The organism is Bacillus sp. FJAT-45350, assembly GCF_002335805.1.
GTDB lineage: Bacteria > Bacillota > Bacilli > Bacillales > NISU01 > FJAT-45350.
The window spans coordinates 1-11,638 of record NZ_NISU01000001.1; the positions used below are offsets into that span (position 1 = coordinate 1).

Below are 11,638 nucleotides of genomic sequence, written 5' to 3' on the forward strand. Positions count from 1 at the left end.
ATTACTTAGCTTACATGTATGCGAAAACTCCTGAAAGATGTACAGATGCAAAGGACTTTATCTTACAAAACATGTATGAGGAAGAGCTTGCGGGCGACCGTCACACTGATTTATTAATCCGTTTCGCTGAAGTTTGTGGAACAACGAAAGAACGTGTGGAAGACCCGAAAAACATGGTTGCAACTACAAGAGGATTACAAAGCTGGTGTTATTCAGTAGCGATGCGTGAAAACTTTGTTGTCGCGACAGCAGCATTAGTAGTAGGTCTTGAATCTCAAGTACCAGCAATCTACCGTAAGCAAACACCAATTCTTCGTGAACAATATGGATTCACTGATGAGGAAATCGAATTCTTCGATTTACACATCGTATCTGATGAAATTCACGGCGAGCGTGGATACAAAATCGTTCTAGAATATGCTGATACTCCAGAGCTTCAACAACGCTGTCTAGAAATCGTACGTGAGGGAGCAGATATGCGCCGCATGTATATGGATGGTTTATATCAGGCGTACTTAAAAGATGATATTGAGGAACCTGTTAAAGCCTAGTTATACACCGTAATTTCACGGCAGTTTCCCATAAAGGAAACTGCCGTCCTCATTATAGCTAAATAATCTAAACAGAAAAGGGTGATTTTCTTGTTACAAACTAGTGTTAAAAGCTATGAAAATTATATAAATGGACAGTGGATTGCTAGTGTTAGTAAAGAAACATTTGAAAGCATTAACCCTGCAGATACAACAGATGTTGTTGGAAAATTTCAGTCTTCTACAGAGGAAGATGTGAAAAAAGCGATTGATGCAGCTCGTGATGCGTTCCCAGGTTGGGCGAAAACATCACCTTCTAAACGTGCTGACATTTTAAATAAAGCAGCAGACATTCTTGAAAGTAAAGTTGACCAATACGGAGAAGAATTAACACGTGAAGAAGGGAAAATTATTTCTGCTGCAAAAGGTGAAGTAAAGCGTACTGCGCAAACACTTCGTTATTATGCGGTAGAAGGATTAAGCTTTACTGGTGAAACGTTCCCAAATGATGACCCGAATATGGATGTATTTACTCAAAGAGAACCTTTAGGTGTTGTATCTGTGATTACACCATGGAACTTTCCTATTTCTATCCCGGCTAGAAAAATAGCACCAGCGTTAATTACTGGTAATACAGTTGTATTTAAACCTTCTTCTGATACACCACTAATTGCTCTTCGCTTAGTTGAAGCGTTACACGAAGCTGGTATACCAAAGGGTGTTATAAACTTTGTAACTGGAGCAGCTTCAAAAATTGGTGATTCTATTATAACGGACCCTGCCATTCGTGCTGTAACTTTTACTGGTTCAACACAAGCAGGAGAAGATATTCATAGAAAAGCATCATTAACAACAAGAACTCAAATGGAGTTAGGTGGGAAAAATCCTCTTATCGTTATGGAAGATGCTGATCTTGGTGAAGCGGCTCAGTTAGCAGTAAACGGAGGCTTCTCATTAACTGGTCAAGCGTGTACAGGAACAAGTCGTGTCATTGTAATGAAATCAGTGGCTGAGGAATTCACTAATAACCTGATTGAAAAAACAAAGGCATTAACGATTGAAAATGGATTAAACCCAGATGCAAAAATTGGACCTTTAGCTAATAACAAACAGCTAAAGAATGTCTTAAACTACGTAAATATTGGTAAGGAAGAAGGAGCTCAACTAGTATACGGTGGAAGCCAATTGACTGGTGCTAGCTTTGAGAAAGGATTCTATATTGAACCAGCAATCTTTACAAATGTAACTCCTTCAATGAGAATTGCTCAAGAAGAAATCTTTGGTCCAGTTATAGCAGTCATCACTGTTGAAAGCTACGAAGAAGCAATTCGTGTAGCAAATGATGTGGAATATGGTTTATCAGCTTCAATTGTTACAAAAGATATTAAACTAGCTAAACAGTTTACACATGATATTGAAGCTGGAACGGTAAAAGTAAACAGAACAACAACAGGAAATTTAATTAATGCACCATTTGGTGGCTTAAAGAAATCTAGTACATCAACTTTCCGCGAATCAGGAAGAGTTGGCTTAGAATTCTTTACTCAAATCAAAACAGTATACGTAGGTTACTAAATCAAAGTTCAAAGAGTACAGTCTCTTATAAAGGAGGTACGGGCATCCTCAGAATGCTCGCACTATCCCTATATAAAAAGGAGGAATAGAAGATGAAACAAGCACTAAAACTTACATTAGAAGAAGCAAAATTAATGATTGAAGCAGCAAAGACAAAAGCTGAGGAAATTGGTGTATTAGAATCTATAGCGATTGTTGATGAAGGTGGGTACGTAATTGCACTAGAACGCATGAATAATTCACGTATTACTGGACCGGAAATTGCAATTGCAAAAGGATTTACTGCGTCTGGTCACAAACGCTCAACGCACCTATTTAATACTGAACCAAACGGTCCTGCTCTTCCAGGAAACGAAGCATTTGGGATTCAACATATGCTTCCTGGGAAATTTGCAATTTTTGTAGGTGGCTTCCCGATTGTTGTAAACGGAGAAGTAGTTGGTGGTGTAGGTGTAAGTGGTGGAAATGGTGAACAGGATACAGCTGTAGGTACAGCTGCACTTCAAGCTCTAGCAGAGCATTTAAAAGAAGATGGACTTGAAGTTGTTACTGAAGCTGATATTAAGAAGTAATCTAGCAAACTAGTTTTGCAATCTAATACCCTCCCTCGATATAGCGTCATAACGTTCTTCTTCAAGGGCGTTATGACGCATTTTTAAAAAGGTAATCCAAAATTAACATTTTGCTTTTTCTTCTACTAAATGAAAGAAGGTGTCGTTCTTGAATTCATATCTGCAAATTACTATTGGGTTTGCTAGATCGGGAGTGTTAGGTTTTGGCGGAGGTCCTTCAGTAATACCGCTAATCGAACATGAAGCAGTAAAGAATTATAAATGGATGTCTAGTGATGAATTTGGTGAAACATTAGCACTCGCTAATACGTTACCTGGTCCTATCGCAACTAAAATGGCCGCTTATGTAGGGTATAAAGTGAAAGGTTCATTAGGTGCTTTCGTAGCCATTTTAGCTCACGTTTTACCGTCCGTATTTGCACTTATTGGTCTATTAGGATTTCTTTATTCTTTTCGTTCTACTGGTATTGTAGATGGAATGGTCCAGGCGATTACACCAGTAGTTGCGGTCATGCTTGCAGTAATGGCCTATGGATTTTTCAAAAAGGGTTCTGCAGGTTTAGGTTTAAAATGGATGTTATTTATTTCTGTGTTCTGTTTATTATTACTAGAAGGGTTAATGATTCATCCAGGTATCATCATTATTGCCTTTTTAATTACAGCCTTTATTTTAGCTACGCGAAAAGTTAAGAAAATGAATCAAACAAATCTCCCTGAAAAGGACGGGAAGGATGTAGAGTTATGATTTATGTTGAAATATTTTGGGCATTTTTTATTGCAAACTTATTGGGGTATGGTGGAGGACCTGCTACTATTCCATTAATTCAAAATGAAGTTGTAAATCAGTATGAGTGGATGACGTTACAAGAATTTGCCGATTTATTAGCAATTGCCAATGCATTACCAGGCCCTATAGCAACAAAGATGGGTGGTTTTATTGGCTATGAACTAGGTGGCGTGCTTGGTTCAGTTGTGGCATTAGTAGCAACTATTGCCCCTTCTGCTATTGCGGTCATCGTTCTATTTAAATTTGCTTCAATGTTCAAAGATGCACTACAAGTAAAATTCATGACGAAATCGGTTCAACCTGTAATTGCAATCTTATTAGGTGTATTAGCTTATCAATTCTTTATTAGTTCTTTTGAGCAAAGTGGTGTATTCCATTTAATTTTACTTACAGTCGTTAGCTTCCTGGCACTTGAAAAATTTAAAATTCATCCTGCACTAGTTATTTTAGGTTCTTTATGTTACGGTGCTGTATTTTTATCAGGAGCGGTGATTTAATAATCCGCTCTTTTTTCATTGAAAGATTTAATAACCAATTGCAGCAAAGCACCATAAGATAGTATACCAATTGAAAGGAGGAAGCTAATGGAACAGTACTGGAAGGAAGAATCAATTATTCCGATTCGAGAATATGCCTATAGACAGCTGAAAAAAATGATTTTAGAAAGAGTATTTGTTGCTGATGACAGACTAGTAGAACGTCAACTTGCCGAAGAATTGCAGATAAGTCGCACTCCAATACGAGAAGCACTGTTACGATTAGAGGCACAAGGTTTTGTAAAAACAGTTCCTCGTAAAGGTGTAGTAGTTAATAGTACATCGACAGAGCAAATTATTGAAGTGTTTACGATTTTATCATCTTTAGAAGCTCTAGCTGCAAAATTAGCAGCAGAAAAAATGGATGAGGTAACGAAAAAGGAGATCGACAGTTATATAAATAGAGTAGAAAAGGCAATTAATGAGGATGAAGATGATATGTCTCAGCTTCATATCGAGATAAGTCATGTCGTATATAAAGCAGCAAAAAGTCCGAAATTATACCAAATGCTTATTGATTTAACAGATTATATTCGAGCCTTTGCTAATATTGGCTACAAGTTAACAGGAAGAAAAGAGTCTTCATTCAGGGAACACATCGAAGTATTGAAGGCGGTACGTAATAAGGAATCAGATATGGCTCAATATTTAACGAAGATTCATATTGAAAACTCGAAAAAGGCTTATTTAGAAGCAATTATTAAAAAAGAAATAGCAGGTTCCAAGGCGTAGTAGCCTGTGGACCTGCTATTTTTTAGATTAATAGATTAAACACCAATAACAATATCAGATGTGTAGCTATTCAACACTTTTGCAATACTCATTGCAACGATATAACCAGTTTTAGGGTTGTTTTCTGATGGTGTATTTTGAATTTGAATACGCGAATCTCCGAACAATCCTTTAATTGAGATTTCATGCTTATTCTTATCAAGCGTAGGGTCGACATACACTTCCACATTTGTCTTTTCAAATCCGACACCAGCTATGCTTAGTGCAGCTGAAACATTTACATTCTCAGGGAATGCTTTTGCTGATTCTCTAGCAGTTCCAGTAAAAATACAGACAGGCTCTGTAAGGTTTGCTAAATCAAGTTTTTGCTCAACAGACGTACCGTACCATGCTTTTGGAGGTTTTCGAGTGATTAATTTTACCTCATCAATATCACCTACTGCACCGGCAGTTACTCTATCAAGGCCACCAATAGCTGCAGAAGGGATAATTAGTTGCTTACCTGTTTCTTTGGCTGTCCTTCTTACAGCTGTCAATAAGTCTTCATCACAAAAAACACCAACGGATACAACAATAAAATGACTCCCAGATTCCAAAGCCGTTTGACTATATTGACGAACAGCATCATGCCCTGCGCCTTCAACAATAAAGTCTAACTGAAGATTAAAAAAACGAGTAGCGTCGTTTGTTATTTCAATCTCTTCACCTTGTAGTGTGTCTTGCAAGATTTTTACTTTTTCAGGGCTACGAACAAGAATTGCTTTTACATTCGTTTGTCCAGCCTTTTTTGCTTTGACAAGCTCTAATAACTGCTCCCCAATTGTTCCATAACCAATCATACCAATATTTATCACGATTACATCCACCACCATACTTAAGAAATTATACTATTTGTATATTGTATACCAAATAATAAGTGAATTATTACATTCTGTCAATGACAAGCCCTTATTGGTTTTTCTTATAAAAACACCATATTTATAGAAGAAAGTTAATTTTCTATATTGTCAGAAATATTAAATCATGGTATATTGTATACAACAAAAGGTGGGGAGCTGATAGATGGCTTGATGTGAAAATTGGATTGATTCAGTTCATATGCCATTCAATAGGATGTCACACCCCAAAAAATATTAATTTACAGGAGGAGTTATTATGCCAGTTATTCTTTATAAAAACGTAGATAAAAAAATCGAGGTTCCTACTGATTCTAATATTTTGCGAACGTCTTTACGTTACGATGGTGCTTTACCAAACAAGTGCGGTGGAGGCTTTTGTGGAACATGTGTAATCAAAATTGAAGAGGGCAGTGAATATCTTGATAAAATTAAACCAGCTGAACACAAAAAATTAGGCGAAGAGTTACTTGAGCAAGGATATCGTCTAGGTTGCCAAACGTTTATTTCTGGAGATGTTACTGTTTCTTGGGACGATGAAATAACAAAGCAAGTTCAACGTAATAAAGTTAAAATTAATAGATAATAACATTGTAGGGGGTAGCAAATGTTTGTAAGACAGATAATTGAAACAAAAGAGTATTTCTCTAATGATATTAGACCTGGTTATTTTGTTATTTACGAAAAGCTAAGACAAAATACTGTAACATTCAAGTCTGTTGGTATCGTGGAAAGTCGTGCTGTCATTGAAGAAAGTATTAAAATCTTAAAGGGAAACGCCCAATACTCTCTTACAAACGTTAAATGCTACATTCTAGGTAACGAGTATTCTTCTGTAGAGGAAGTACTCACGGCAATTAAAAAAAATAATTCTTATATCTTTCAAAGAGAACTTCAAGCAAATCATTAAAGATGTTTTGAAAATGTTCACAGTTTTCCTCTTTATTTTTAACTTCATTTGGTATACAATATACCATGTAAGTAAGTTTTAATATTAAAGGGGAGAACAACTCATGAAGATTCCAAGACCGATGAATCAATGGGACCTTATGTTTAAAGTACGAGAAGAGTATGCTAGTGCAGAAGGAACTGTACCATGTGCTATGCATCGTACAGTCTGCGAAGAGAAGTGTAAAGAATGTCCTTGGCTACTGTCTATCTTAAATGAAGGTACACAAGAAAAAATCGTCTGCCAGCCTCCAGTGATTTGGGAGGAGTAATAGTTATATAAATTTGAGTTGACTCAACCCTAAAGTGTAGGGGAGAGTCAACTTTTTTGTTTAATGAGAAATAACATCAATATAATAATAGTAGCTCTACCTTCACGTACTACGACCTTTAGGGGGAATGAAACCACTATTTAATTTGAATGGTAACAGCTTAAATGAAAAACCAGTTCAGTATAGTTAATGAACTGGTTTTTTCATTATTACTTGAGATTAAAAGAACTAATCTTTCGCAGTTAAAGTATCATCTGAATGATAAGGAGGAATACAGTTAATAAAACCATATACCAGAACGTGAAAACAAAATTCCAATTTGATATTTTAAATGGACTTTCATTTATGATGTTCGACATAATGCCTAGTGTTGCATTATAGGGCCCCATTAAAAATGCTGGTACCGCTCCTCCTAACATGGCAACTGTTAATATAACTGGAGAGATATTTAGTACGTTAGGGTCAAGAGATTGTGCAATTAGTGCTAATGCAACCGCTGGATGTAGACCGATAAAAGCAAATAGTAATGGTACTATCGGCAATATTACTAAGAAAAGTTGTACTCCAGTGAAGCCGATGAGCTGTGCAATCCATAAATTTAACGTTTGGTCAGCTCCTGAGTGATTAATAGCTGCAATAAAAAAACCAGCAGATAAGAAAATAAAGAATTGATCCTTCATTTTAATTAAATGGTTCTGAAAGTGGTCGTTTAAGCCGCCAAGAAAACTTTTTCCTTTTTTTAATAAGAGAGACCAAGTGAACGAAAAGGGAATCACTAAAACACTTACTAAGAATAGGAAGCTTAAAGCTAGAAAATGCTCTGTCATTGTAATAATTGTGTTAAGTAATAGGATTGCTAGTAAAATATGAAACAAACGTTTCGGATTTGCATTTTTAATCGTCACTTCATTTGTTTCTACAGTAGCGGCCATTTCCTTGTGAGCTTGCTCTAGTTCACTTTGTACATGAGTCTGTCTCTTTTGAGATATAAAGTAACCAGTGAGCCAATCTAAAATAAGCCCCAATATACTTAAAGGGATTAAAATAGGAAGCATTCCACCATAACTCACTCCTGTCATCTCAATGACAATCCCGACAATTGGTGTGACAGGAGTCCATAGTAACGGCATGGCAAAACCATGTGTTATTGAACGAGTGAGGAATCGTTCTTTATTCTTTATATAAAAGATATCTACTGAAGGGCGTATTGAATAGTACGTCATTGGCAGTGCAGCTAGATTCATAAAGGAACTAAGAAAATAAGATATACCAGAAGATACCATATATAAATGTCCTGAATTTTTCACTTTATGCCTAATGATGTGTTGAACTTCATTGGCATATTCACCAAGTCGTATTGGCAATGCTAATATAGGAATTAAGGCAAATAGACTAAGTAAGTTTAGCATTCCGCCAAAAGATAAGAGATATTGTAATGGATTTGTTCCATTTGAAGCTAGTAACATAACTCCAATGCTTAAAAAGATTATTCCAAAAATCAGTACAACACGACTGACGTAAAAGATAGTCGATATAACAGCCAAAAATGCTGAAACTGATAGGAGGATATTAACAATAGTATGAGAAAAAATATTAGACAACAAATATAAAAAGATAGCAAACGCAAATAAGTACTTCAGCATCAAATCACCACGATTCACATTTTTTTGATTCAAGAAAAACAAGTAAGATATTACTCAGATGCGTTTTCTAAAGCCCCTATAAGTGAATAGGCTATGTAAGTTCTAAGGTTTTTCTTAGTTTCAATTATACATTAATTGTATACAAAATACCAAATATGAATTAGTAGTTTTATATAGTTCAGTTTGGACATACATATCTTTTAAAGAGTTATTTTCGTTAGTACTAAAAGGAGGATGTATGTCTACACCAAAACCATATTCGGTACCCAGAAAATCATATACATTAGAAGAAGGAAAAAGTGATGTAGCAGCCGGGTTGATTGTAGCAGTAATGCTTATTCCACAAGGATTAGCATATTCTTTGTTATCCGGTTTACCACCAATTATTGGTTTATACACAGCTACTATTCCGCTACTTATTTATGCGTTAGTAGGCTCTTCTAGGCATTTGGCTGTAGGGCCTGTAGCGATGGTGTCACTGATCTTGTTTGCTGGAGTTTCTCAATTAGCTGAGCCAGGTTCTGAACAATTTCTATCATTAGCTATTACTTTAACTCTAATGGTCGGACTTATACAACTGTTAATGTCGGTATTTCGTTTAGGATTTTTAGTGAATTTCATTCCATATGGTGTTATCAGTGGGTTTACATCAGCTGCAGCGATTATGATTGGCTTAAGTCAGGTGAGTCATCTTCTGAATATATCAGTAGATAAGAGTGGCTCTGTTTTTCATCTATTAGTAGATGTAAGTAGGCACTTAGGTGAGGCGAATATAATTACACTGCTACTTGGAATAGGGAGTATTTTATTATTAATTTTATTGAAATCTACGGTGCCACGAGTTCCAGGTGCTTTAATAGCAGTTATTATCAGCACATGTGTTGTCTATGTATTTCAACTGAACGTATTAGGCGTAAGTATTATTGGTTATGTTCCTCATGGTTTACCAAGTGTTTCTCTACCAAACATAGCGTTTCAAGATGTTATGAATCTATTACCATTAGCAGTGACAATCTCTTTAATAAGTTTTGTAGAATCAATAGCAATTGCAAAGTATGTTGCTCAAAAAGAACGATACGAAATAAAATCTAATCAAGAATTATATAGTTTAGGTTTAGCAAATACTATTGGCTCTATGTTTATGACAATGCCAGTAGCTGGAGGTTTTTCTCGTACAGCCGTAAATTATCAAGCTGGCGCAAAAACAAAGTTCGCAGCTGTTATTACTAGTGTTTTTATTTTATTGACATTACTCTATTTAACCCATTTGTTTTATTACATGCCTAAAGCAGTACTTGCAGCGGTTATTATTGTAGCTGTGTACGGTTTAATTGATTTTAATAAAGCAAAAGAACTGTTTATGACGAAACCGGATGAAGGCTGGGCACTTCTTATTACATTTTTTGCAACACTTATAATAGGTATAAAAGAAGGACTACTAATCGGTATTGGATTTTCATTGTTAATATTTCTCTTTAAAATAAAGTGGCTCTATGTCAAAAAGTAGTTTGAGGTCTGAGGGAGTAAACACAAAACTTAAGTTTAAGCACGTAACTCATTAGTTTGAAATTTCAGAAAATAAATTTGTGTAATTTGGGTTGATTTGGTATTCTAAGAGTAACCTAGTACAATAAGAGTAAAATCTTATTGTAAAGGGTGATTCCTTCATGAAACCATTTCTTTTAGCCTCAGGTTCCCCTCGAAGAAAAGAACTACTTGAGCAAGCCCATTTATCATTTTCTGTAAAAACTAGTTCAATTGAAGAGTTTGTTGACCCTAATCTAACTCCTGCAGATGTAGTACAATCTTTGTCTCTTCAAAAAGCAGAAGCGGTAGCAAAGGTTAATAAAGATGCTGTTGTTCTTGGTTCTGATACAGTCGTTGTATTAGATAACGAGATCCTCGGTAAACCAAGAGACGAATCTGATGCAAAGTCAATGCTACAAAAACTATCAGGTAGCACTCACAAAGTATTTACAGGGGTAGCGATTACAGATAGTGAAACGACAAAAACATTTTATTCTGAAACGAACGTTACCTTCTATGAATTGAGCGATGAGGAAATCGACTTTTATATTGCAACTGATAACCCTTTAGACAAAGCGGGTTCTTATGGAATCCAGGATTTCGGAGCTACGTTTGTAAAAGAAATTCATGGGGATTATTTTGCTGTTGTCGGTTTACCAATCGCATCTACGGTAAAAGAATTAAAAGCCTTTGGAATTACCCCGTTTAAGTAGAATAGTAAGAGGCTGATCTCGCTTCACTGTCAGCCTCAACTACTCTACAAACCACCCCTAAATTTTCCTTATAGTAACCTCTTCAAAACCTCTTTTTCACTCTAAATTCAATTACATGAAAAAGGACAAATTTGTAAACGATAGAAAGGAGAGGAAGGACTATTGAAAGAGCATAGTCTAATGATACGCGATGTCCCTCAAAGTGAACGTCCTCGAGAGCGAATGGTTAACGAAGGTCCTAAATTTCTAACAAATCAAGAGTTATTGGCAATTCTTTTACGTAGTGGAACGAAACAGGAGTCAGTATTAACATTGGCACAACGTTTGTTACAGCAGTTTGACGGTCTTTATTTATTAAAGGATGCTACGTTAGAGGAACTTCAACAAATCAAAGGAATTGGATTAGCCAAGGCAATTGAGATACGTGCTGCTTTGGAATTAGGTAGGCGAATTAGCACTCTTCAAATAGAAGACAGGTATACAATTCGTTCTCCGGAAGATGTGTCCCGCTATGTTATGGAAGATATGCGATTTCTAACACAAGAACATTTCGTATGTCTTTATTTGAATACCAAGAATCATGTCCTTCATAAGGAAACGATTTTTGTTGGGAGCTTAAATGCTTCAATTGTACATCCGCGGGAAGTATTCAAGGAAGCATTCCGCCGTTCAGCTGCATCGATCATTTGCCTTCATAATCATCCTTCTGGCGATCCGTCTCCAAGTAGTGAAGATATTGAAGTGACGAAACGGCTACGTGAGAGTGGAAAGATTCTTGGTATTGAACTACTTGACCATGTGATTATAGGTGATCGTAAATTTATTAGCTTAAAGGAGTATGGGGCGATTTAGGGGATTATGAATTCTGAGTTATGAGTTATGAATGGCAATTAATAATTGCTAATGG

The 11,638-nt window shown here is 36.0% G+C and carries 14 protein-coding genes; 12 read left to right on the forward strand and 2 right to left on the reverse strand.

What is annotated here, in order from left to right:
- The 6 genes from CD003_RS00005 to CD003_RS00030 form a co-directional block, all read left to right on the forward strand.
- Window positions 1-551, forward strand: a 551-nt coding sequence (locus tag CD003_RS00005) for a TenA family transcriptional regulator (RefSeq protein ID WP_096198847.1), incomplete at its 5' end; no start/stop codon positions are given.
- Window positions 552-632: 81 nt separating this feature from the next.
- Window positions 633-2,105, forward strand: coding sequence for an aldehyde dehydrogenase family protein (locus CD003_RS00010; protein WP_373558521.1), 1,473 nt, complete (start codon window positions 633-635; stop codon window positions 2,103-2,105).
- A 92-nt stretch (window positions 2,106-2,197) separates the two neighbouring features.
- Window positions 2,198-2,677, forward strand: a complete 480-nt coding sequence (locus tag CD003_RS00015) for a GlcG/HbpS family heme-binding protein (RefSeq protein WP_096198849.1) — start codon at window positions 2,198-2,200, stop codon at window positions 2,675-2,677.
- Between the two features lie 139 nt (window positions 2,678-2,816).
- A complete protein-coding gene (locus CD003_RS00020; RefSeq protein ID WP_373558522.1) occupies window positions 2,817-3,422 on the forward strand; it encodes a chromate transporter in 606 nt (201 codons plus the stop codon).
- The gene (locus tag CD003_RS00025) at window positions 3,419-3,961 is read left to right on the forward strand and encodes a chromate transporter (protein WP_096198851.1); all 543 of its coding nucleotides are present in this window, start codon (window positions 3,419-3,421) and stop codon (window positions 3,959-3,961) included. Before CD003_RS00020 ends, CD003_RS00025 begins: the two co-directional genes overlap by 4 nt.
- Window positions 3,962-4,048: 87 nt before the next feature.
- Window positions 4,049-4,732 (forward strand): GntR family transcriptional regulator, encoded by a 684-nt coding sequence (locus tag CD003_RS00030; protein WP_096198852.1) that lies wholly within the window; start codon window positions 4,049-4,051, stop codon window positions 4,730-4,732.
- A 35-nt stretch (window positions 4,733-4,767) separates the two neighbouring features.
- Here CD003_RS00030 and nadX read toward each other — a convergent pair whose 3' ends face one another.
- The gene (gene nadX, locus CD003_RS00035; RefSeq protein WP_096198853.1) at window positions 4,768-5,586 is read right to left on the reverse strand and encodes an aspartate dehydrogenase; all 819 of its coding nucleotides are present in this window, start codon (window positions 5,584-5,586) and stop codon (window positions 4,768-4,770) included.
- A gap of 301 nt (window positions 5,587-5,887) precedes the next feature.
- Here nadX and CD003_RS00040 point away from each other — a divergent pair, with 301 nt between their 5' ends.
- The 3 genes from CD003_RS00040 to CD003_RS00050 all read left to right on the forward strand — a co-directional run bounded on the left by CD003_RS00040 (window position 5,888) and on the right by CD003_RS00050 (window position 6,848).
- Complete coding sequence (locus tag CD003_RS00040) at window positions 5,888-6,214, forward strand: 2Fe-2S iron-sulfur cluster-binding protein (protein ID WP_096198854.1); 327 nt, start codon at window positions 5,888-5,890, stop codon at window positions 6,212-6,214.
- A gap of 21 nt (window positions 6,215-6,235) precedes the next feature.
- Window positions 6,236-6,538, forward strand: coding sequence for a hypothetical protein (locus CD003_RS00045; protein WP_096198855.1), 303 nt, complete (start codon window positions 6,236-6,238; stop codon window positions 6,536-6,538).
- Window positions 6,539-6,641: 103 nt separating this feature from the next.
- On the forward strand, window positions 6,642-6,848 hold the full coding sequence (locus tag CD003_RS00050; RefSeq protein WP_096198856.1) for a hypothetical protein: 207 nt from the start codon (window positions 6,642-6,644) through the stop codon (window positions 6,846-6,848).
- Window positions 6,849-7,090: 242 nt separating this feature from the next.
- On the opposite strand, the gene CD003_RS00055 is transcribed toward CD003_RS00050, so the two are convergent.
- Complete coding sequence (locus CD003_RS00055; RefSeq protein WP_096198857.1) at window positions 7,091-8,491, reverse strand: hypothetical protein; 1,401 nt, start codon at window positions 8,489-8,491, stop codon at window positions 7,091-7,093.
- Between the two features lie 238 nt (window positions 8,492-8,729).
- Here CD003_RS00055 and CD003_RS00060 point away from each other — a divergent pair, with 238 nt between their 5' ends.
- The 3 genes from CD003_RS00060 to radC all read left to right on the forward strand — a co-directional run bounded on the left by CD003_RS00060 (window position 8,730) and on the right by radC (window position 11,583).
- Entirely contained in the window at window positions 8,730-9,998 is a 1,269-nt protein-coding gene (locus CD003_RS00060) for a SulP family inorganic anion transporter (RefSeq protein WP_096198858.1), read from the forward strand.
- 160 nt (window positions 9,999-10,158) lie between these two features.
- Complete coding sequence (locus CD003_RS00065; RefSeq protein ID WP_096198859.1) at window positions 10,159-10,731, forward strand: Maf family protein; 573 nt, start codon at window positions 10,159-10,161, stop codon at window positions 10,729-10,731.
- A 180-nt stretch (window positions 10,732-10,911) separates the two neighbouring features.
- On the forward strand, window positions 10,912-11,583 hold the full coding sequence (gene radC, locus CD003_RS00070; protein WP_179295575.1) for a RadC family protein: 672 nt from the start codon (window positions 10,912-10,914) through the stop codon (window positions 11,581-11,583).
- Window positions 11,584-11,638 lie beyond the last annotated feature (55 nt).